A 20,889-nucleotide genomic window follows, 5' to 3' on the forward strand; every position below is an offset into this window, starting at 1 on the left:
CGCCCCGCTGGAACTCGGCTAGAGGTGCTCGGGGCGGGTCCAGGGGGCGCCCTGGACGTGGTGGTCGAGGAAGTTGAGGACGGTGTCGAACCACAGCCGGGCGTGGTTGGGGGTGAGGATCCAGTGGTTCTCGTCCGGGAAGTACAGGAACTTCGCCGGCACCTCGAACTTCTGGAGGTCCTGGAAGAGGCCCATGCCCTGCCCCACCGGCACCCGGTAGTCCTTCGCGCCGTGGATCACCAGCATCGGCGTGGTGATCCGCGCCGCGCCCCGGTCCGGGGAGTGCTCGTCGTAGCGGCGCAGCTGCTCCTCCCCGCCCAGGACGTCGCCGAAGATGCGGCGGAAGAACCACGATCCGTCGGTGTCCATCTGAAAGGCCCTCACGTCCCACAGGCCCGCGTGGGAGACGATCGCCTTGAAGCGGTCCGTCAGCGTGGCGACCCGGTTGGCCATGTAGCCGCCGTAGGAGGCGCCCGCCAGGCCGGTCCGGGTGGCGTCGATGTCGTCGCGCGCCTCGGCGACGTCCGTCAGCGCCATGATGTCGGTGTAGGGCTGCCCGCCCCACTGGCCCCAGCCGCGCTCGTGCATCGCCTGGCCGTAGCCGGTGGAGAGCGCCGGGTCCGGCAGCAGTACCGCGTAGCCGCGGGCCGTGAACGGCCACGGCGACCAGCGCCATGTCCAGGCGTTCCAGCTGCCCTGCGGGCCGCCGTGCGGCACCACCAGCAGCGGCGCCGGCGACTCCGCCGAGGCGCCGGCCGGCAGCGCCAGCCAGGACCGCAGCTCGGTGCCGTCCTCGGCGGTGGTGCGGACCTCGGTGAGGGTGCCGGGCAGCGACTCCAGTCCGCCGGGGGCGTCCAGTTCGGCCGACTCCTGGTCGGCGCCGGCGGCGGCGAGGCGGACCACCCGGTTCGGGGTGTCCACCGCGCTGCGCAGCGCGAAGAGCGTGGTGCCGTCGGAGGACGGGCAGAGCGCGGTGTAGGCGCCGGAGCGGGTGAGGCGGGTGACGGTGCCGTCCGCGTCGAGCCGGAACGCGGGGGCGTGGCCCAGCTCGTCGGCGGTGAACCAGATCGTCGGGTCGTCGGCGCGGGGCGAGACCACCGCGCCGCCCGGCCAGTTGTCGAACTCCGGCAGCAGGTCGGTCTCCGAGCCGTCGGAGAGGTCGATCCGCACCAGGGTGCTGTCGTACGGGGCGGCGAACGTCTCGCGCTGCATCCGGACGCAGATCAGCGAGCGGCCGTCGGAGGCGAAGACCGGCCCGCCGTACTCGTAGCGCTCCGGGGCGGCCACCTCCAGCAGCTGCTTGCCGGTGGCGGCGTCGGCGACGACCACCGCGGAGGCGTTCAGGTCCGGGACGCGGCCGGGGACGAAGCGGCTGTAGGCGATGAGCGTGCCGTCGGGGGAGAGCACCGGGCCGTCCTCGTCGACGGCGCCGCGGCCGCCGGCGTCCAGCAGGGTGCCGTCGGCGCGGCGGACGAAGGCGTGCGCCTCGTCCGGGCCCAGGTCGTGGTCCCAGAAGCGGTTCGGCCCGGACTCGTAGAGCACCGCGGTGACCTTGGCGTCCTTGCGCTCCTTGCGGAGCTTGGCGTCGGCCTCGGCGTCGGTCGGGTCGGGGTTGCCGGGCATCACGCCGGCGGTGACCGCGAGGGTGCCGGCGACGCGGGCGAGGGTGAACCCGCCGAGGCCGCCGGGGCGTTGCAGCACCCGCTCGGACTCGCCGCCGCCGGCGGGCAGCCGCCACAGCGCGGCGCCCTCGGCGTCGCCGTTCTCGTCCTTCTTGGCGCTGGGGTCGCTCTCCGGGCGGCCGGAGAGGAAGTAGAGGTCGCCGTCGGGGGCGAAGGCGGGTGCCGACTCGCCCTTGAGGGAGCGGGTCAGCCGGCGGGCGGGCCGCTCGCCGGACGGGTCGACGTCCCAGAGCGACGAGACGTAGGCGCTGCCCTCCCCGTCGAGGTGCTGGACGGAGACGGCGAGGCGGGCGCCGTCCGTCGAGGCGGCGAGGCCGGTGATGCGCGGGTGGGCGACATACGCGGACAGTTCGTGGAAGAGGGTCTGCTCCCCGGTGGACTTCGGCATGGAGCCGATCATCTCCCGTGACGCGGCTCCGCAACAGGGGGTTCGGCGGTGTGAGAACCTGGCTCGCATGGCTCCCGGCAACGACACGACCACCGCCCCCGCAGCCGCGGCCCCGCGGTCCGGTTCCCGCCCCCGCAGCATCGCGGAGGTGCTCGCCTCCGGCAAGCAGTCCTTCTCCTTCGAGTTCTTCCCCCCGAAGAACGAGAAGGGCGAGCGCACCCTCTGGAAGGCGCTGCGGCGCATCGAGCAGGTGGGGCCGACCTTCGTCTCCGTCACCTACGGGGCGGGCGGCTCGACGCGCGGCCGCACCGTGGAGGCCACCGAGCGGATCGCGACCGAGACCACGCTGATGCCGGCCGCGCACCTGACCGCGGTCGACCACACGGTCGCCGAGCTGCGGCACCTGATCGGCCAGTACGCGGACGCCGGGATCAGCAACATCCTCGCCCTGCGCGGCGACCCGCCCGGCGACCCGATGGGCCCGTGGACGCCGACGCCGCACGGGCTCGACTACGCGAGTGAACTGGTCGCGCTGGTCAAGGAGTCGGGGAAGTTCTGCGTGGGCGTGGCGGCGTTCACCGCCAAGCACCCGCGCTCGCGGAGCGTCGAGGAGGACACCCGGCACTTCGTGGCGAAGTGCCGGGCCGGCGCCGACTACGCGATCACCCAGATGTTCTGGGACGTCGACGAGTACCTGCGGATGCGCGACCGGGTGGCGGCGGCGGGCTGCACGGTGCCGATCATCCCGGAGATCATGCCGCTGACGCTGGCGAGCCAGATCGAGCGGTTCGGCCAGCTGGGCGACTCGCCGATGCCGGAGGACCTGGTGGCCCGGGTGCGCCGGGCGGCGGAGGGGCTGGGCGGCGAGAACGACGCGGCGGCGCGGGCCGAGGTGCGCGCGATCGGCGTCGACCACGCGACCCGGATGAGCGAGCGGCTGCTCGCGGAGGGCGTGCCGGGGCTGCACTTCATCACGCTCAACCAGTCGACGGCCACCCTGGAGATCTACCGCAACCTGGGGCTGGACGCGCGGCGTTGACGCCCCGGCGCCCGCCCCGCCGCGTGCGGAGGGGGCGCGAAGGGCGTGCGGGAGGGGCGTGCGGGGTGCGTCCGCGATTCCGTGCATTTTCGGCCGTGCCGTTGAGTTCCCGCGGGACGTGGCGTGGGACACAATGGTCGCCACGTTCCGCCGGGCACCCAAGAGGCCCGGTGCTCGTTGGGGGGAGCAGGCGGCCGATGCGGGATCGTTGAGGGAGTGGTGTGCGGGTGGGCATGGCGGCGCTGTATGTCGCGTTCGCATTGGTGACGCTCTGGCTGGTGGGCGAGGTGCTGATGCAGCGCGGTGCGAAGCTGCACTGGCGGTTGCTCGCTCTGCTGGGCTTCCTGTGCGTGGTCGGCGGAGTCGCCCTCCGCTCGATGCCGGTGATCGCCGGCGGTGTGGTGCTCTTCGGCACCGGCCAGGCGTTCGTGACGCTGTCGGTGCGCAAGGGCGGCGTGGACGCCTGGGGGATCGACGCCCCGTGGCGGAAGTCCGCGGCGGGCCGCAGCGGCCACCGGCCGCCCGTGCAGGCGCAGCCGCAGCTCCAGGTGGAGCCGGTGGAGGAGGCGGCCCCGATGCCGGCCGCGGCGCCGGCGCCCTCGGAGGTGGTGGCCGCCGGGGCCGACGCGGCGGGCGCCGAGTACGCGTATCCGGAGTACCCGGAGTACGCCCAGTACGCGCAGCAGGCCGAGCCGGCGGAGTACGCGTACGGGCAGCAGGAGCACCAGCAGCAGTACGCGGATGCTCAGCAGACGGCGTATCAGGGCTACGAGGGGTACGGGGCGCAGTACGCGGAGCAGGGTCAGGCGTACTACCCGGAGCAGCAGCAGTACGCGCCGCAGGGCGAGGCGCAGGGCGGCTACGACCCCGGGCTGTACCAGGCGACGGGGTACGAGCAGGCGGCGTACACGCCGCAGCCGTACGACCCGTACGACTCGGACTCGGGCGAGCATCCGCAGTACCGGCTGCCGACGATTCCGCATCAGTACGCGGCGGAGCAGGACCCCTACGGCCAGACCCGGTACTGACGCTCCGGTGGGCGCCGCGCGGTGCGCGGGCCGCCGGCCGGCAGGTCAGTCGGTCGGGGGGCCGATGAGGTCGGCGAGGATGGACGCGGACATGCCGGCGTGGGCGAGCCCTCCGCCGGGATGCGCGGAGCCGCCGACCAGGTAGAGGCCGGGGATGTCCGTCTCGTTGGGCGGCTTGAGGAACGTCCCGCCCGCGCCCGCCAGCGACGGGCCCGGCACCGAGCCGCCCGGCCAGCCCGTCGCCCGCTCCACGTCCAGCGGGGTGCGGATCTCCCGCCACAGCACCCGGTCGCGGAACTCCACGCCGTAGCCCGCCACATGGGCCAGCAGCTGGTCGGCGTAGCGGTCCGCCGCGCCCTGCTGCGACCAGTCGTACTGCCCGTCGCCGACGCCGTGCGAAGGCACGGTCACCGTCAGGCTGACGCCCTCGTGCCGCTGGTCGGGGCGGAGTGCGGGGTCGTCCGGGCGGGAGATCTGCACCGTCGGCCGCGGGCACGGCTTGCCCTGGCCGAGCGGCGGGAAGAGCGCGTGCAGCTCCTCGTGCCGGGCCGCCGCGTGCACCACCGTGCGGTGCGGCAGCAGCGGCGGGGCGCCGCGCATCTTCAGCGCGAGGTGCAGGGAGAAGCGTCCCGGCGCGGGGAGGCCCGCCTTGGGACCGGGCGGCTCCAGGACGGTGGCGCGCGACCAGCCCTCCAGTATCAGCCGGGTGGCGGGGACGTCCGAGACGACCAGGTCGGCGCGGAGCGCGCGGCCGTCCGCGACGCGCACCCCGGCGGCGCGGCCGTTGTGCACGATGACGCTCGAGACGGTGGTGTTCATCAGGAACGCCACCCGCCGCTCCTGGCAGCGCAGGAAGAGCGCGTCGATCAGGGCGCGCACGCCGCCGGTGATCGTCCAGGTGCCGAAGGTCTGCTCCATGTAGGGGAGGACGACGAGGGAGGCCGGGGCCTGGCGCGGGTCGAAGCCGAAGCGCAGCGCGTACTCCTCCAGCAGCGCGATCAGCCGGCCGTCGCCGAGGCGGGCCTTGCCGACGCCGGCGAGGGTGTCGTGGCCGCGGCGGAAGCGGTCGCGCATCCCGGTGGAGAGGCCGGGCGTGCGGTGCAGGGCGCGCTCGCCGCCGGGCGCGGTGGAGGCGGGCGCCTCCAGCAGGGGGCGGCGGGTGGCGCCCCAGACCTCGCCGCCGAAGTCCAGCAGCGCGTTCCACTTGGCCGAGCTGCCGGGGCCGAAGCCGCGGTCCAGCGCGTCGGCGATGCCGCCGCGGGTGGCGTTGGGCAGGTCGACGATGCCGCCGCCGGGCAGCAGGTGGCGCACCGAGGGGTCGGACTCGTGGAGGCCGACGCTGTCCTCCAGCGTCTTGCGCCCGGTCTTGATGAACAGGTCGCGGAAGACGGCGGGGAGGAGCAGCTCGGACGGGCCGGTGTCGAAGCGGAAGCCGTCGCGCTCCAGCGTCCCGGCCATGCCTCCGGGCTGCGCGCCGCGCTCGCACACCGTCACCCGGTGGCCGAGGGTGGCGAGGCGGGCGGCGGCGGCGAGGCCGGCGGGCCCGGCGCCGAGGACGACTACTTCTGCCATGTCAGCCGACTCTACCGGCCGGGCCCGGAACGGGACGAAACCGGATCAGTGCGCTCCGGTCCCTGAGTATCCGCTGGGCAGGGCCTGAGTACCCCGCGGGGCAGATCTGAGTATCTGTACGGATCTTTGCGGCGGCGTCAGCGGTCAGAGTGGAGGCACCGCGCGGGGGAACCGCCGACACGGGGCGGCGGATCCCACGCCCGCGCGGGCCGGGGCGCGATGCTCCCTGACGGGGGTGAGGGAGCATCACGCCCCGGCCCGCTCTTCGCGTGCGGCGGCCGCGAACGCGGCAACCGGGTCGGGGCGACGCGGCGGGCCGGCCGTGGTCACGTGCGGGCGCGGATCAGGGTCATGATCACGGCGTGGATGTCGTCGAGCTCCCGCTCCGGCTGGAAGGTGAGCCAGTCCAGCGCCACCACCAGGACCATGCCGAAGACCGCGGGCCCGGCGAGGCCGGTGTCCACCTCCTCCGGCAGCAGCCCGTCCGCGCGGGCCTCGTCCAGCACCGCCCGCACCTCGGCGACCGGCCCGTCCGGGCCCTCCCGCAGCAGCCGCAGCGTCTCCTGCCAGGCCCGGTTGGTGCGCCACATCTCCGCGCAGAGCAGCCGCATGAACGCCGGATAGTCGACGGCGAACACCAGGCCCGCGCGGACCATCGCGTCCAGCGCCTCCAGCGGCGCGCCCGGATGCGCGGCGCGGGCGTCCCGCAGGCTCTGCGCCAGCAGCCCGATGCCGTGCCGCAGCAGCTGCTCGAACAGCTCGTTCTTGGAGCCGAAGTTGTAGTAGACGGTGCCCTTGGCGACGCCGGCCCGCTCGGCGATCTCGTCCACCGTGGTGGCGGAGAAGCCCTGCTCGGCGATGAGGGTGACGGCGGCCTCGTAGAGCCGCTGGCGGGTCGCGGCGCGGCGGCCGTCGGGCGCTTGGCTGGTCACGGGAGGCATTGTTCCAGCCGTCACAGCGTCAGCTCCGGGTGGAGGCGGGCCAGGCTCCACATCTGCTTGCGGCGGGCCGTCAGCACGGTCAGCGCCGCGAAGCCGACCAGGTAGGCGGCGAGGACCGCGCAGCCCTGCCCCACCACCGTCAGGTCGCCGCCGCTGATCAGGCGGCGCATCGCGGCGACCGCCCAGCTCATCGGGAGCCAGGGGTGCACGGCGTTGAAGAACCCGGGGCTGGTCTGCACCGGGTAGGTGCCGCCCGCGGACGTCAACTGCACCATCAGCAGGGCCAGTCCGAGCACCCGCCCGGCGGGCCCGAACCGGGCGTTCAGGAACTGCAGCACGGCGGCGAACGCGGCGCAGGTCAGCAGCAGGAACCCGAACGCGGCGGCGGCGTGCGCGAAGGCCATCCCGAGCGCGAAGTGCAGCACCGCCAGCAGCACGGCGATCTGCGGGACGGCGAGCGCCACGGCCGGCAGGTAGCCGGCGAGCCAGACCCGCCGGGCGGGCGCGTTCGCCGACAGCAGCCGCGGGTTGAGCGGCCGCAGCAGCATGTAGCCGACCATCACCCCGACCCAGAGTGCGAGCGGCACGAAGTAGGGGGCGAAGCCGGTGCCGTAGTTGGCGGTGGCGTTGAGGTGCTTCATCGCCAGCTGGACGGGGTCGCTGAGCACCTGGGAGCGGTCGGCGCGCTGGGTGCCGTCGTAGTCCGGGATCTTCGCCGCGCCCTGGTGGAGGCCCTCGGCGAGGGTGCCGCTGCCGTCGGCGAGCCTGGCGAGGCCGCCGTCCAGGGTGCCGAGGCCCGAGTCGAGGCCGGCGGCGCCGGAGGAGAGCGCGACCAGTCCGGTGTGCAGGCCGGAGGCGCCCTTGCCGAGCTTCGCCGAGCCGGTGGAGAGCTGCTGGACGCCGGTATTGAGGCGGCCGATGTCGGCGAGCGCCCCGGAGAGGTCGTCGGCGAGGTGCGGCGCGGCGGCGGCGAGCCGGACGGCGTCCTTCTGGACGGAACCGGCGTCGGCGGCGAGTTGGTCGAGGTTCTGGCTCTGCATGGAGGTGTCGGCGTCGGACGCGGCGGTGGCCGCCTTCGCCGCGGCGTCCCGGGCGCCGGCCAGCTGCGGGCAGCCGGTGGCCGCCGGGTCGGCGGTGCACAGCTTGCCGTAGGCGTCCTTGGCCTGGGCGGAGGCGGTGGCGGTGGCCTGACGGGCCGTCGAGGTGAGCGCCGGCAGCTCGCGGGCGTGGTCGTGGACGGCCCCGGCCGCGGCGGCCACCGCGTCGGCCGCGGCCCTGACCTCCTTGGGGCGGCGCCGCAGCAGGTCGATGGCCGCTTGCGTCCGCCCGTCGGCCCGCGCGAGGCGGTTCAGCTCGGCGGTGCCGGCGGCGGCCCGCGCGGCTCCCCGGTGGAGCTCGTCGAGGCCGTCGGCGAGGGTCTTGGCGCCGCTGGTGGCGCTGCCCAGGCCGGAGTTGAGCCGGTCGGCGCCGTCCTTCAGCTTCGACGAGCCGGAGTGCGCCTCCTTGGCACCGTCGGTGAGCCGGTCGGCGCCGCCGGCCGCCTTCGTGGTCTGCCGGTGGATGTCGCCGAAGGAGACGAAGATCTTGTCGTAGTAGGCGCGGGAGGCCTGCACGGAGGTCGCGCCGCGGATCTCCTTGAAGGCGGAGCGGGCGATGATGCCGCTCAGATAGCTGTTGGAGTCGTTCGTCCGCACCTTGAGGGCGGTGTCGGCGGGCTCGGCGCCGCCGTTGGCCTCCAGCCGGGAGGTGAAGTCGCCGGGGACGGTGAGCGACATGTAGTAGTCGCCCTTGGCGAGGCCCAGGGCGGCGCGCTCGGCGCTGACGGGGTGCCAGTCGAACGTCCGCCGCTTCTCCAGCTCCTTGGCGAGGTCGCGGCCCACCGGGCCGCGGTCCTGCTGGACGAGGGCGACGGGGAGCTTGTCGAGGCTGCCGTAGGGGTCCCACATCGACCAGATGTAGAGCGCGCCGTAGAGCAGCGGCAGCAGCACCACGGCGGCCATCGCGGCCCGCGGCAACCGCCCCCGCCCGAACCGGGCGAGCTCCAGCCGCCCGGCGGCTGCGCCGAAGGATCTCGGGGTGCGGGGCTTGCGGGACGAGGGCATCACAGGTCTCCAGAGGCAGGATGTACAGGCAGGGTCGCGGCGCTCTGCCGCGCGGGTCGGGCGAGGCGGGGCGGTCCCCGGCGGCTCCGCCGCGCGGCTGGGCGTGGGCAGGACCAGCGGGGGTGCGCCGGGGCGCGGTGGACGCAGCCGGTCACGGCGCCGGCTCAGCGGGCTTGCCGAAGTAGGGCGCACTTCCCGCGCCGCCCGGCACGCACATCTGCGGCGTTGCCCAAGCACGCACGTAAGAACCACTACGAACGAGCTCGGGCGCCTTGCAGCTGCACGCACCGAACGACGCGGAAAGCGCCCCCTACTTCGCCAAACCCGCTTGGGTGCCGAGCCGCACGAGCGTGTCCGCCTCCCGCGCGTCGGCCGCCGCGGCCAGCACCGTCACCCCCGTGTCGGCGATGCCGCGCAGCACCTTCCAGGCCATCGCCGCGTCCTCCGCGGCCAGCCGGTCGCCGACGTCGTCCGCGACGAGCAGGCGGGGGCCGCCGAGCAGCGCCGCCGCCAGCGCGAGGCGGAACGCGTCGAGCGCCGAGAGGTCCTGCGCCCGCGTCTTCGGCTCGGCGTCCAGGCCGACCATGGCCAGCGCCGCGTCCGCCCCGCGCGGCGGCCGGCGCAGCAGGGTGCGCTCGCGCAGGTGCTCGGCGACGGTCAGCGTCGGCTCCAGGTCGTTGACGCCCGGCACCGGCCCCAGCGCGGCGATCCGCCGCACCGCCGCGGCCCGCCGCGGCAGCGGCATCCCGTCCACCGACGCGGTGCCCGCGCTCGGGCGCATCCGCCCGGCCAGCGTCAGCAGTAGCGCGGTGCGCCCGGAGCCGGGCGGGCCGGCGACCGCGGCGAGCGCCCCGGCGGGGACGTCCAGCGCGACATCGGCATAGACGGGCCCGCGCCCGCCGCGCAGCGTGAGGCCCTCGGCGCGCACCGCCGCCCCGCTTCTCGTCCCCATGGCGTCCCCTGCTCCCGCGTGCTCGACTGCTCTTTGAACTGACTGGTCAGTCTAAAAAGTTAGCACGGCTCCGCCCAGCCCCGACAACCCGCTGGCCCCCGCCGCTTCCCAGCGGCTACGCTCGCCCGCAATCGCACAGTTGACGGCGTGTAGCTCAGCAGCAGAGCACCGGGCTTCTTACCCGGAGGGCGCAGGGGCAGCACCTGCCACGTCGACTCATCCGTCAGCAGCGCGCGACGGCGTGTAGCTCAGCAGCAGAGCACCGGGCTGTGGTCCCGGAGGGCGCAGGGGCAGGACCTGCCACGCCGGCATGAACCGCAACGAGGAGCCCGAAGGCCTCCGGCCCGTGGCGCCCGACCCGGGCTACGCCGCCGGACAGTTGGCGAGCGCCCTGCGCACCGCCGCCACCCACGAGGACGCCGCCACCCGGCGCCGCGCCCGCGAGCGCTCCGAACGCTGGCAGCGCGTCCTTGCCGGGATGGCCGACGGCAGCGTCACCGTCGGCAGCCGCGCGCCCGTCGCCGGCCTGCCGGCCTGGACCACCCCCGAGGTGGTCCGCGGCGGCTTCGCCACCGGCGCGGCCGCCGCCGCGCTGCCCGCCGGGGCGGACGGCCGCGCCGACTTCGCCGGCCGGCTCACCGACGCCGGGCTGGACGCCCTCATCGCGCGCCTCGATGCCGGCGACTACGTGCTGGCTCTCCCCGAGGACGCCGCGCTGCTCACCGTCGCCTGGCTGGTCCGCGCCGGGGACCGGGCCGGCGCGCTGGAACTCCTCGACGAGATCGGCCCGTTCGCCGACCGGCTGCGCTTCGTCCCCGAGGGCGGGGCGGCCGAGGCCGACGAGGGCGCCGACCCCGAGGCCGTCCACCGCAGCACCGCCGGCGAGGCCCGCGGCGCCCTCGCGGCCCGCCGCCGCAACCCGCGCATCGACACGCTGCACGAGGCCCTCGCCGTCTGGAACCCCTTCACCGACGAGGTGCTCGCGCACTGGCTCGCCGAGGACCGCGGCACCCCCGAATGGCGCCGCGGCGGCGCCCGGCTGCTGGCCCGCTACCGGGCCCTGGCCGGCGAGCACACGCTCTGCCGCAAGCACCGCAGGCCGGGCGAGAACCTGCACACCCTCCTGGACTGCCTGCGGCCCGCCGCCGACGGCCGTGCGCTGACGCCCCGCCAGCAGGGCCTGCTCAGGCACGCCCTGGAGTCCATGACCCGCAAGCGCGGGGCCCCCGGCACCGAGCGGCACGCCGCGCTGCGCGCCCGCCAGGCCGCGGACGCCGCCCGGCCGGCCCACCACGCGCTGGCCCAGGTTGCCGTCCGCCGGCTCGCCCTCCTCCCGGAGGACGCGGGCGTGCCCGACATCGACCCGCTGCTCGGCCCCGTCACCGCCGGGGAGGCCGCGCAGACCGGCGTGCCCGCCGGCTCCGAACTGCCCGAGCCGGTGCGGCGCATCGTGGCGCGGGCGCTCTCCGCTCCCGTCCGCGAGCTGATCGCCCGCGGGCTGGTGCCCTCCGCGGAGGTGCTCGCCGAGCTGGTGCCGCAGCTGGTCGCCTCCGCGACGGCGCTCGCCTACCCGGACCCGGCGCTGCGCGCGCTGATGGCCGCGCACCACCGCGCCTTCCACAACCGGCGCGGGCTGCTGCTGCTCAACCTGGAGCACCAGGTGCGGGAGCACGAACTGCCGTGGGTGCGGGCGGTGTCCGGGCACCGGGACGCGGACGGCGCGGCCCGCGAGGGCGCCCGCCAGGCGCTCGTCCACCTCGCCGAGCTGGCGCTCGACGGGTTCGCGGGGACGATCCTGCCCAACCCGCTCGTCTCCGAGCTGGGCGCGCTGGCACGCGCGGCGGGGGTGGCGCTGCCGCTCACCGAGGAGCTGGCGGCGGACATCTTCATGGGGACGTTCACCGCCAAGTTCGCCAGCGCCGCGCGGATCGCGGCGGAGCTGCTGGACGGGACCGCCTACGCCCGCTACTACGGGCTCGACCCGGCGGCGGCGATCGCCGATCTGGACGGCAGGGGCTTCGGGCGGGTCTGCCACGAGCGGGCCGGGGTGAAGCCCGGCGGCTGGGGCTCGGTGGCCGAGAACGGGAGCGTCGTCGAGCAGGGGCAGATCCTGACGACGCACAACCTGGCGGCGCTGGTCGCGGTGCTGGACGTGCGGCCGGCGGCGGGCTGGGGCGAGCTGGCGCGGCGGGCGTGCGCGGTGGCGGCGGAGAAGGCGGGCCAGACCATCGGCAACCGGCGGCCGCTGCGGGTCGCGAAGGACGCGGGGTACGCGTGGCGGCAGGCGGTGTTCTTCCTGGCGTTGGCGGAGGAGGAGGACCGGCGCGGGTTCGCGGGGTGGCTTTCGGAGCGGACCGAGCCGGGGGCGCGGCTGCTCGCGGAGCGGGCGCTGCCGGCGTTGCGGGATGCGGTGGAGGGGGCAGCGGTCTTCCCCGCGTACCGCCTGCACGGCTGGTCCACGGGGAACCACCTGTTGCTCAACCGCGGGTAGCCGCGTCGCCCTGTCGCCTTTGCCGCCCCCTCCTCCCCGGCACCCCGCCCGGGGTGGGTGGGGTGCCGGGGCGAAGGTGCGGCGGCCCCTACGCCGCGCGGACGGTGAGCATGTTCCAGGACAGGGGCGGCAGCAGCGCCGACAGCGTCCCGCCGTCGACCCGCGCTCCGGACACCGAACGCGGGACGACGCGGTCCGGCCGCTCCGCGGTGTTCGTCGCCTCGGGGTCCTCGTCCGCCAGGACGACCTGCGACACCCGCGTCAGCCCCGGGAACCCGCGCAGGTCCACCTCCACCGGCAGCGCCGACTCCCGCGAGCGGTTCACCGCGAAGACCGTCACCGACTCCCCGTCCTCCGCCCGCACCGCCACCGCGTCCAGCTGCGGGGTGTCCGGACCGAACCAGCGCGTCTCGTAACGCGGGCTGGTCACCAGCGTGTTCAGCACGGTGCCCCGCCCGTGCGCGCTCGTCAGCGCGAACGGGTGGAACGTCGGCAGCCGCCACGCCGCCCCGCCCGGCTCGGTGTGGATCGGGGCGATCGCGTTCACCAGCTGCGCGAGGCAGCCCATCTTCACCCGGTCCGCGTGCTTCAGCAGGCTGATCAGCAGGTTGCCGACCACCACCGCGTCCGCGACGTTGTACATGTTCTCGCTCTGCCGCGGCGCCTTGCGGAAGTCCTGGCCGGCCACCTCGCCGGCGTCGTTGTACCAGACGTTCCACTCGTCGAACGAGATGTTGACCTGCTTCTTGTGCCGGCCCCGCGCCTTGGCGAAGTCCAGCGTCGCCACGATCGACTCGATGAAGCGGTCCATGTCGATCGCCGCCGCCAGGAACGAGTCGCGGTCCTCGCCGCGCTGCTCGTAGTAGGCGTGGATGGCGAGGTAGTCGATGAACTCGTAGGAGTGCTCCAGCACCTCCGACTCCCAGGAGAAGGCCGTCGCGACCCGCGGGTGCAGCGAGCCGCAGGCGACCAGCTCCAGGCCGGGGTCGATCATCCGCATCGCCTTCGCCGTCTCGGCCGCCAGCCGCCCGTACTCGTAGGCGGTCTTGTGGCCGACCTGGTGGAGCCCGTCCATCTCGTTGCCCAGGCACCACACCCGCACGTCGTGCGGGTCCTTGTAGCCGTTGGCGCGGCGCAGGTCGGACCAGTAGGAGCCGGAGGGGTGGTTGCAGTACTCGACGAGGTCCATCGCCGCCTGGGTGCCGCGGTTGCCCAGGTTGACGGCCATCATCGCCTCGGAGCCGACCCGTTTCGTCCAGGACAGGAACTCGTCGGTGCCGACCTGGTTGTCCTCCAGGGCGCGCCAGTTGCCGTCCAGCCGCACCGGCCGCTTGTCGCGCGGGCCGATGCCGTCCTCCCACTGGTAGGAGGAGACGAAGTTGCCGCCGGGGTAGCGCAGGATCGGCACGCCCAGCTCGCGCACCAGCTCCGCGGTGTCGCCGCGGAAGCCCTCGGCGTCCGCGGTGGGGTGCTCGGGCTCGTAGATGCCGGTGTAGACGCAGCGGCCGTAGTGCTCCACGAAGGAGCCGAAGAGCCGCGGGTCGACGTCGCCCACCGTCCAGCGGGGGTCGAGGTCGATGCGCGCGGGCGTGGAGTCCGGTGCCATGTGCAGTTCCTTCGTCGGGGTGGTTCGGCGGTGAGGAGGGGGCGGCGCGGTCGGCTACTTGATGCCGGTGTTGGCGACGCCCTCCACGATGTGGCGCTGGAAGAAGAGGAAGACGAAGACCAGCGGCAGCGCCCCCAGCACGGCGCCGGCCATGATCTGGCCCTGGATCAGGCCGAAGCCGGTCTGGATGGAGTTGAGGCCCACCGGGATCGTCATCACCTTCGGGCTGCTCAGCGTCAGCAGCGGCCATAGGAACGAGTTCCACGACCAGATGAAGGTGAAGATCGAGACGGCGGCGACGGCCGGCCGGCACAGCGGCAGGTAGACCTGCCAGTAGATGCGGAACCAGCCGGCCCCGTCGACCCGCGCCGACTCCGCCATCTCGTGCGGCAGGCCGCGGAAGAAGGAGGCGAAGACGAAGACCGCCACCGGCGCGGCGATGCCCGGCAGGATGTTGGACCAGTAGGTGTTGAGCAGGTGCATCGACTGCACCTCGCGGAACATCGGCAGGATGCCGATCTGCGGCGGGATGAGCAGCCCCGCCAGCGCGATCCCGGTGACGAGGCGGTAGCCGCGGAAGCGGATCCGGGCGATGGCGAAGCCGGCCATCGAGCAGACCGCCACGGTGAAGACCACCGACAGCGTCGAGATCAGGAACGAGTTGACGTAGAGGCCGAGCATGTCGGCGTTCTTCCACACCGTGCCGTAGGCGCCGAACGTCCAGTGGCTGCTCCAGAACGCCGCCGGGTGGGCGGCGATCTCGCCCTCCGGCCGGAGCGAGGTGTCCAGCGACCAGAACGCCGGGAAGATCCAGATGAGCCCGAAGAGGACGAGCACCGTCCAGGACAGCTGGGTGAACGCCCGGCTGCGCCAGTCGGCCTTGACCCGCAGGGGGCCGCCGGTCTTGCTGTCGAGCCGCCGCATCGCGACGGGAGCCGTGCTGGCCATGCGTCAGTCCTCCTCGCTCGGGCGGCGGTTGATCAGCATCCACACCAGGCCGACGACGAGCAGCGCCACGAAGTAGACGATGGAGGCGGCCGCGGCGTAGCCGGTGCGGTACTGGGTGATGCCGGTGTCGTAGATCCACTCGATGACCGGGCGGGTGGAGAAGTTCGGCCCGCCGGAGGTGAGCAGATAGATCTGGTCGAACACCTTCATGGAGGCCAGGATCTGCAGCATGGTCACCAGCAGGATGGTGCGGCGCAGCAGCGGCAGGGTGATCGTCCGCATCTGCTGGAAGGTGGAGGCGCCGTCCAGCGCCGCCGCCTCGTAGAGCTGGGTGGGGATGTCCTGGAGCCCGGCGAGGTAGAGGACGTAGTTGAAGCCGATCGTCCACCACACCGTGAGGATGGTGATGGACACCCAGCTCATGCCGGTGGTCACCGTCCAGTTGCCCGGTCCCATGCCGAGCTTGGCGAGCGCCTGGTCGAGGATGCCGTTGTTGGCCGAGTACATCCAGCCGAAGATCAGCACCACGGCGGTGACGGGCACCAGGGTGGGCGCGAAGAAGGCGAACCGGAAGATCCACTGGCCGCGGCCGACGCGGTTGGTGAGCAGCGCGAAGACCAGCGGCAGGATCACCAGCGGGATGGTGGTGATGATGGTGAACCAGGTGGAGTGCCACATGGTTCCCCAGAACTCGGGGTCGCTGAGCACCCCGGCGTAGTTCTGGAAGCCGACGAAGCCGTTGAGGCCGGACCGGGCGACGCTGGTGTTGAAGAAGCTCATCACCAGGCCGTAGAGGGTCGGCCCGACCAGCCACACGGCGTAGAGGACGAGGAACGGGGCGACCAGGGCCCAGCCGACCCGGCGTTCGCCGGACTTCAGCTGGAGGCCGCCGGTGCTTCCGGCGCGCTTGCGGGACGCGGTCGCGGGTGCTGCGGCACCGGCCAGGGCGCCGTCCGTGGCGGAGGACATGGCAACTCCTTCGGGGCCGTCAGGCGGACTTCAGCGGGGACTTGGTCTTGGCGAGCCGGTTCAGGTCGCGGCGCATGTTCTTCAGCGCCGCGGAGACCGACGACTGGCCGGTGAACGCGGCCGACAGATAGCCGCCGACCACCGACTCGAAGTGCGAGCCGGAGCCGGAGTACCAGGCGTCCGGGTCGTAGGCGGCGTGCCGTGCGGAGGCCGCGTAGTTGGAGTTCGGCTTGAGCTTCTTGTACGCCTCGCTGCGGTCGGTCGGCAGATAGGCGGGGATGTGCCCGCCGCCGCCCCAGGTGAGGCTCTGCGAGATGATCGACTTGATGAACTGCAGCGTGGTGTCGAGGCGCTGTCGGCTGCGGCCGGAATTGCGCGGCAGCACCAGGGAGTGCGAGTCGGCCTGCACCTTGTAATCGGTGGGGACGGAGCCGAACAGCTGCGGGAAGCGGGTCATGTCGAACGGCGTCTTGGCGGCCTTGAACGCGGATATGTCCCAGTCGCCGTCGATGAACAGGCCCAGGGTGCCGGCCGCGAAGGCGTTGAAGACCGCGCCGGAGGAGGCGGTGGAGGGGACGGCGCCCTTGTGCAGGGTGAGGCCCGTGATGAAGTCGATGACCTCGCCGGCCTTGTCGTCGTCGAGCACCACCTTGGTGCCCTGGTCGGCGACGACCTGGCCGCCGGCCTGGCTGTAGAAGCCCTGGAACTGCCGCCAGGAGATCACCGGGTCCTGCACGCCGATGCCGAAGCCCCACTGCTTGGTGACCTTCTTGGACTCCAGCGCCGCCTCGGTGAAGCGGTCCCGGCTGTCCAGGTCGACGAGGGTGCCGTCCGGCTTGAGCAGCCCGGCCTGCTTGCAGATCTTGGTGTTGTAGAAGACGGTCTGCACATGGGTGTCGAGGGGCACCGCGTAGAGCTTGCCGTTGATCGTGGCCATCTGGACGGCGACCGGGTTGAAGTCGGTGATCCGCAGCCCGTTGCGCTCCAGGTCGGACTCGGCGATCGGGTCCAGCAGCCCGGCCTTGGCGAGGATCCGGGCCCGGGTGAGGTGGGCGATCCCCACGTCCGGCGGATGGTTGCCGATGACCGCGAGCGAGAGCTTGGTGTAGTAGGGGTCGCCCCAACCCAGCGTGACCGTCTGCTGTTTGACGTTCGGGTGGGTCTTCTTGTACTGGTCGACCATGCCCTGCATGACGATGCCGTCGGCGCCGCCGAGCAGCGACCAGAACTGCAGCGTGTCCTTGCCGGGGCCGGTGCCGACGATGCCCGCGACGGCGGGCGAGGCGCAGCCGGAGAGCACGGCGCCGCCGGCCGCAAGGCCGAGGCCGGCGAGCACGCCGCGGCGCGAGGGGGCGGTGCGGGAGGAGCGGGACGAGGGGGAGGAGGGGGATATGGCCGGGTCGGAATCTCTCGGCTCTCTGAGGGAAGGGCGCACGACTTTGAACACCCGCTTCTGATTGTCGATGAGGGGGCGTACCACGGGGGTTATGAGCGGGGCGGCGCGGTGGAATGCCGTGCCACCAGCTCGACCGGAAGAAACACCTTGTCCTTCGGGGGATCCCCGACCGGTTTGCGCTCGATGAGATCGAGCAGCAGCTCCACGGCCCGCTCACCGGACCGCCGCGCCGGAATCCGGACGGTGGTCAGCGGGGGGCGCAGATAACCGGAGAAGGGCAGATCGTCGCAGGCGATGACGGAGCAGTCGGACGGCACGTCGCGGCCCGCGTCGGCCAGCGCGGCGAGCGCGCCGGTGGCCATCATGTCGCTGTGCACATGCAGGGCCGTCAACTCAGGTGCGCGGGCGAGGAGTTGCGCGGTGGCGCGGTACCCGCCCTCCGCCGACCAGTCGGCCTCGGCGGTCCAGGCCGAGTCCGGGTAGGCGATGCCGGCGGCCTCCAGGGCGGAGCGGAAGCCGCGCATCCGGCTCTCGGTGACCCGGCGCCTGCTCGGGCCGGTGATCGAGCCGATCCGGCGGTGACCCAGCAGGAGCAGGTGCTCGGCGGCGATCCGTCCGGTGGCCGAGTGGGACGAGCCCACCACGGGCACCCCGCCGCCCGGTACGTGGTGGATGGCGACCGCCGGCAGCCGGCTGCGCAGCACCTGCGCGGCCTTCTCGTCCTCCTCGGCGCTGGGTGCGGCGGCGATCAGGCCGTCCACCCGCCGCTCCAGCAGGGACTGGGCGTAGCCCTGCCCCTGCTCGGCGGCGGCGCCGCCGGCCTCGGTGGAGACCAGGATGGAGTGGTCGCGGTTGCGGGCCTCCAGCTCGGCGCCCACCACGAATTGCGAGAGGAACCAGTCGTCGAAGCTGTCGGCGACGATTCCGATGGTGTAAGTCGACTGCTTGACCAGCCCGCGGGCCAGGGCGTTGGGCACGTATCCGAGTTCGGCCGCGGCGGCCATGATGCGTTCCCGCGTCGCGTCGGAGACGGTGGCCTTGCGGCCGTTGAGCACCTTGCTGACGGTCTGGAAACTCACCCCCGCCCTTTCCGCGACGTCTTTCAGAGAGACATACATGCACGCACCCTTGCGAGTTGGTGGAATCGAGGGAAAGGCGAACGCTCGCCTAGGAAGCTACCGACGGCCCCCTGGGCCGTCAAGGGTTGCGGTGCGGGGAGATGTGGCGGGGTGCGTCGGCGCGCATCTCGGCTGGCAGAGCCGCCGTGGTCGCTCCGGCAGTTCCCCACGTCGCCACGGGCGCGGTTGTGCGCAAGGGGGGAATGTCAGTGGTGCGGTGCAGCATGGGTAATGAAAGGGATCGGACATGCGTGTACCCGCTAGGAGGCGAGATGTCCGCACGACAGTCCGCCGGTGGCCGGCGGCCCGCCGGCGCCGTTCCCGGGCCGGGCGCGCCGGGCGATGTCCACCCGGTGCTGCGCCGCGCCGCCGCCCCGCCGGCCGCCCTCGGCCTGCTCGACTCGGCCCGCCGCAGCCTCGACGAGGCGGACGAGGCCGGCGCCACCCCCAACGAGCGCTTCGTCGCGGCCCACTTGGCCGCGCTGCGCACCGCCGCGGCGGTGCTCGCCGTGCGGGTGCGTCCCGACACGGTCAGCGAACGGCGCCGCCGCAAGATCCGTCCGGCCTGGGAGGTGCTGCCCGAGGTCGCGCCCGAACTGGCCGAGTGGGCGGCGTACTTCGCGGCCGGCGCGCGCCGCCGGGCGCTCGCCGAGGCCGGGGTGCGGGACGCCGTCGCCCAGCGCGAGGCGGACGACCAGGTGCGCGACGCCAAGCGCTTCCTGCGGATCGTCACCCGCCTGCTGATGCTCCAGCCCACCCTCCCCGAGGAGGGCTCCGCCGGGTCCGACGGGTCGGTGAGAGGAGCCGCCCTCCTGATGCCGAGAGCCGGCTGACCCGCTTAGTGCCACGGCCCCTCCCGGGGCGGCCGCCGCGCACCGCGGCGGGGGAGCGCTCCGCAAGTAGAGTGGCCCCATGCCGTCATCCAGTGCCGCCGTGAGCGACGACCCCCTTCTGCAGCGGGGATTCCTGCGGACCGCGATCGTCCACGAGCTGCTCCGCGACGCCGTCGCCCGCCTCGCCAAGGAGAGCGGACATGAGCGGCTGGACGTGGTGGACGCGGGCGGCGGCACCGGGGGCTTCGCCGTCCCGCTGGCCAAGCTCGGCCACCGGGTCACCGTCGTCGACCCGAACCCCGACGCGCTCGCCGCGCTCCAGCGGCGGGCCGCCGAGGCCGGCGTCACCGAGCGCGTCACCGCCGTCCAGGGCGACAGCCAGGAGCTGCCCGCGCTGGCCGGCGAGGCCTCGGCGGATGTGCTGCTCTGCCACGGCGTCCTGGAGTACGTGGACGACCCGGCCGCCGCGCTCGCCGCGGCCGCGTCGGTGCTGCGGCCCTCCGGCGTGCTCAGCCTGCTCGCCGCGGGCCGCGGCGGCGCCGTCCTGGCCCGCGCGCTGACCGGGCGCTTTGCCGAGGCCCGCAACGCGCTCACCGATGCGCGCGGCAACTGGGGCGAGGGCGACCCCGTGCCGCACCGCTTCACCGCGGAGGAGCTGGAGGCCCTGGCGGGCGGCGCCGGTCTGGCGGTGCAGTCCGTGCACGGCGTGCGGATCTTCTGCGACGTGGTGCCGAACGGCGCCGACGAGGCGGAGCCGGCGGCGCGGGCCGCGCTGCACGCGCTGGAGGCGGCCGCCGCGCGGGAGCCCGCGTGGCTGGCGGTGGCGGCGCAGCTGCACGTCTTCGCCGCGCGGGCGTAGCGGGTTCGTCCCGGCGGTTCGTGCGCGCGGTTCGTGCGGTTCGTGCGGTTCGTGCGGTTCGTTCTGAGGGGTTCGTCCGTACGGACGGTCCGTCACCCTCCGGGGCGGGCGTTCCGGGGCCCCGAAGGGGTGGTCCTTCTCTCGGCGGAACCGGGCACTCCGGCGCGGTACCGCGCGTTCATGGGGCGAGGGCGCAGCTGCGGGGCGGTGGAGGGCGGTCGCCGCGGTCCAAAGGGGCGCAAAGTTCCCCGCTGCCGCTATCCCGCGCCGCGACCTCGGAACGTATGATCTGGGTAAAGCGGGAAGCCCCCGGCAGCACGGGGTCGAACCGCGCACGCCAAAGGCATGACGACCTTGTACGGGGGCATGGTCCTGGTACATCCGGTACTGCCGGGAGGGTCGCATACTCGATCGCCGCGTGTGATCGACGAGTAGGAGGACTCCGTGCCGCTCTCGGAGCACGAGCAGCGTCTGCTTGAGCAGATGGAGCGAGCGCTGTACGCCGAAGACCCCAAGTTCGCGACGGCGCTGGAGGGCAGCCGTCTGCGGCTGCACACCCGCAAGCGGGTGTACCAGGCGGTCGGCGGGCTCGTGGTCGGCGTCGCGCTGCTGGTGGCGGGCGTGATGGTGAAGGGGCTGTGGCCGATCAGCGTGGTCGGGTTCCTGGTGGTGCTGGGCAGCGGCGTGCTGGCGGTGGCGGCGTGGCGCGGTGGCGCCGCGGCGGCGCCCGGCGCGGCGGCGCCGGGAGCTCCGGGGACGGGGCCGGCGAAGGCTTCGCGGAAGCTCGGGGGACGCCAGAAGCGGCGGGTCACCGACCGGCTGGAGGAGCGTTGGCAGCGGCGTCAGGACGAGCGGGGGCGTTAGGCCCGGCGCCTGATTGGTTCGGCGGAGTAGCCCGTGCGGAGGTTGCGCGCGGGCTTTTCTGCTGTCCGGGGGCGGCGGTGTGCGGGGCGGGCATGTCACAG

Annotated in this window: 16 protein-coding genes and 2 tRNA genes; 8 read left to right on the top strand and 10 right to left on the bottom strand. The window is 73.8% G+C overall.

The features are described 5' to 3' along the window. Positions 1-18: 18 nt before the first annotated feature. Positions 19-2,070 carry an alpha/beta fold hydrolase gene (locus BIV57_RS16700; protein ID WP_071657638.1) on the bottom strand — a complete coding sequence of 684 codons (2,052 nt, stop codon included), beginning with the start codon at positions 2,068-2,070 and terminating at the stop codon, positions 19-21. Between the two features lie 148 nt (positions 2,071-2,218). Between BIV57_RS16700 and metF the strand changes: the two genes are divergently transcribed. Both metF and BIV57_RS16710 read left to right on the top strand, forming a co-directional pair. Next, the gene (metF, locus tag BIV57_RS16705; protein ID WP_071657639.1) at positions 2,219-3,109 is read left to right on the top strand and encodes a methylenetetrahydrofolate reductase [NAD(P)H]; all 891 of its coding nucleotides are present in this window, start codon (positions 2,219-2,221) and stop codon (positions 3,107-3,109) included. A gap of 221 nt (positions 3,110-3,330) precedes the next feature. Further along, positions 3,331-4,137, top strand: coding sequence for a hypothetical protein (locus BIV57_RS16710; protein ID WP_139275700.1), 807 nt, complete (start codon positions 3,331-3,333; stop codon positions 4,135-4,137). 45 nt (positions 4,138-4,182) lie between these two features. Here the strand turns inward: BIV57_RS16710 and BIV57_RS16715 are convergent, their stop codons facing one another. The 4 genes from BIV57_RS16715 to BIV57_RS16730 form a co-directional block, all read right to left on the bottom strand. After that, complete coding sequence (locus BIV57_RS16715; protein ID WP_071657627.1) at positions 4,183-5,709, bottom strand: phytoene desaturase family protein; 1,527 nt, start codon at positions 5,707-5,709, stop codon at positions 4,183-4,185. 326 nt (positions 5,710-6,035) lie between these two features. After that, the gene (locus BIV57_RS16720) at positions 6,036-6,650 is read right to left on the bottom strand and encodes a TetR/AcrR family transcriptional regulator (RefSeq protein WP_071657628.1); all 615 of its coding nucleotides are present in this window, start codon (positions 6,648-6,650) and stop codon (positions 6,036-6,038) included. An 11-nt stretch (positions 6,651-6,661) separates the two neighbouring features. Next, complete coding sequence (locus tag BIV57_RS16725; RefSeq protein WP_071657629.1) at positions 6,662-8,752, bottom strand: YhgE/Pip family protein; 2,091 nt, start codon at positions 8,750-8,752, stop codon at positions 6,662-6,664. A gap of 310 nt (positions 8,753-9,062) precedes the next feature. After that, positions 9,063-9,704 (bottom strand): ATP-binding cassette domain-containing protein, encoded by a 642-nt coding sequence (locus BIV57_RS16730; RefSeq protein WP_079170398.1) that lies wholly within the window; start codon positions 9,702-9,704, stop codon positions 9,063-9,065. A 143-nt stretch (positions 9,705-9,847) separates the two neighbouring features. Here BIV57_RS16730 and BIV57_RS16735 point away from each other — a divergent pair. The 3 genes from BIV57_RS16735 (at position 9,848) to BIV57_RS16745 (ending at position 12,195) form a co-directional block, all read left to right on the top strand. After that, positions 9,848-9,919, top strand: a tRNA-Arg gene (locus tag BIV57_RS16735). Positions 9,920-9,941: 22 nt separating this feature from the next. Next, positions 9,942-10,013 (top strand) — tRNA-His (locus tag BIV57_RS16740). Position 10,014: 1 nt separating this feature from the next. Continuing rightward, positions 10,015-12,195, top strand: a complete 2,181-nt coding sequence (locus BIV57_RS16745) for a hypothetical protein (protein WP_071657631.1) — start codon at positions 10,015-10,017, stop codon at positions 12,193-12,195. A gap of 88 nt (positions 12,196-12,283) precedes the next feature. Here BIV57_RS16745 and arfA read toward each other — a convergent pair whose 3' ends face one another. The 5 genes from arfA to BIV57_RS16770 are packed head-to-tail and all read right to left on the bottom strand — an operon-like array spanning position 12,284 to position 18,232. Then, positions 12,284-13,801, bottom strand: coding sequence for an arabinosylfuranosidase ArfA (gene arfA, locus BIV57_RS16750; RefSeq protein WP_071657632.1), 1,518 nt, complete (start codon positions 13,799-13,801; stop codon positions 12,284-12,286). Positions 13,802-13,855: 54 nt separating this feature from the next. Beyond that, positions 13,856-14,749 (bottom strand): carbohydrate ABC transporter permease, encoded by an 894-nt coding sequence (locus BIV57_RS16755; RefSeq protein WP_079170399.1) that lies wholly within the window; start codon positions 14,747-14,749, stop codon positions 13,856-13,858. A gap of 3 nt (positions 14,750-14,752) precedes the next feature. Beyond that, on the bottom strand, positions 14,753-15,718 hold the full coding sequence (locus tag BIV57_RS16760) for a carbohydrate ABC transporter permease (protein ID WP_071657633.1): 966 nt from the start codon (positions 15,716-15,718) through the stop codon (positions 14,753-14,755). A gap of 19 nt (positions 15,719-15,737) precedes the next feature. Continuing rightward, complete coding sequence (locus BIV57_RS16765; protein ID WP_139275701.1) at positions 15,738-17,153, bottom strand: extracellular solute-binding protein; 1,416 nt, start codon at positions 17,151-17,153, stop codon at positions 15,738-15,740. A gap of 50 nt (positions 17,154-17,203) precedes the next feature. Then, positions 17,204-18,232 (bottom strand): LacI family DNA-binding transcriptional regulator, encoded by a 1,029-nt coding sequence (locus tag BIV57_RS16770; RefSeq protein WP_071657634.1) that lies wholly within the window; start codon positions 18,230-18,232, stop codon positions 17,204-17,206. 272 nt (positions 18,233-18,504) lie between these two features. On the opposite strand from BIV57_RS16770, the gene BIV57_RS16775 reads away from it, so the two are divergent. The 3 genes from BIV57_RS16775 (at position 18,505) to BIV57_RS16785 (ending at position 20,788) form a co-directional block, all read left to right on the top strand. Continuing rightward, complete coding sequence (locus BIV57_RS16775; protein WP_071657635.1) at positions 18,505-19,065, top strand: SAV_6107 family HEPN domain-containing protein; 561 nt, start codon at positions 18,505-18,507, stop codon at positions 19,063-19,065. A gap of 79 nt (positions 19,066-19,144) precedes the next feature. Further along, entirely contained in the window at positions 19,145-19,924 is a 780-nt protein-coding gene (locus tag BIV57_RS16780) for a class I SAM-dependent methyltransferase (protein WP_071657636.1), read from the top strand. A 444-nt stretch (positions 19,925-20,368) separates the two neighbouring features. Next, positions 20,369-20,788, top strand: a complete 420-nt coding sequence (locus BIV57_RS16785; protein ID WP_071657637.1) for a DUF3040 domain-containing protein — start codon at positions 20,369-20,371, stop codon at positions 20,786-20,788. Positions 20,789-20,889 lie beyond the last annotated feature (101 nt).

Source organism: Mangrovactinospora gilvigrisea (genome assembly GCF_001879105.1).
Taxonomy (GTDB): Bacteria; Actinomycetota; Actinomycetes; order Streptomycetales; family Streptomycetaceae; genus Mangrovactinospora; species Mangrovactinospora gilvigrisea.

Bases quoted from the DNA above. Each gene is read 5' to 3' on its own strand.
- BIV57_RS16715 (WP_071657627.1), bottom strand. From the start codon at position 5,709: ATGGCAGAAGTAGTCGTCCTCGGCGCCGGGCCCGCCGGCCTCGCCGCC.
- BIV57_RS16775 (WP_071657635.1), top strand. From the start codon at position 18,505: ATGTCCGCACGACAGTCCGCCGGTGGCCGGCGGCCCGCCGGCGCCGTT.
- BIV57_RS16730 (WP_079170398.1), bottom strand. From the start codon at position 9,704: ATGGGGACGAGAAGCGGGGCGGCGGTGCGCGCCGAGGGCCTCACGCTG.
- BIV57_RS16745 (WP_071657631.1), top strand. From the start codon at position 10,015: ATGAACCGCAACGAGGAGCCCGAAGGCCTCCGGCCCGTGGCGCCCGAC.
- BIV57_RS16760 (WP_071657633.1), bottom strand. From the start codon at position 15,718: ATGTCCTCCGCCACGGACGGCGCCCTGGCCGGTGCCGCAGCACCCGCG.
- BIV57_RS16720 (WP_071657628.1), bottom strand. From the start codon at position 6,650: ATGCCTCCCGTGACCAGCCAAGCGCCCGACGGCCGCCGCGCCGCGACC.
- BIV57_RS16770 (WP_071657634.1), bottom strand. From the start codon at position 18,232: ATGTATGTCTCTCTGAAAGACGTCGCGGAAAGGGCGGGGGTGAGTTTC.
- BIV57_RS16755 (WP_079170399.1), bottom strand. From the start codon at position 14,749: ATGGCCAGCACGGCTCCCGTCGCGATGCGGCGGCTCGACAGCAAGACC.
- arfA (WP_071657632.1), bottom strand. From the start codon at position 13,801: ATGGCACCGGACTCCACGCCCGCGCGCATCGACCTCGACCCCCGCTGG.
- BIV57_RS16700 (WP_071657638.1), bottom strand. From the start codon at position 2,070: ATGCCGAAGTCCACCGGGGAGCAGACCCTCTTCCACGAACTGTCCGCG.
- BIV57_RS16780 (WP_071657636.1), top strand. From the start codon at position 19,145: ATGCCGTCATCCAGTGCCGCCGTGAGCGACGACCCCCTTCTGCAGCGG.
- BIV57_RS16725 (WP_071657629.1), bottom strand. From the start codon at position 8,752: ATGCCCTCGTCCCGCAAGCCCCGCACCCCGAGATCCTTCGGCGCAGCC.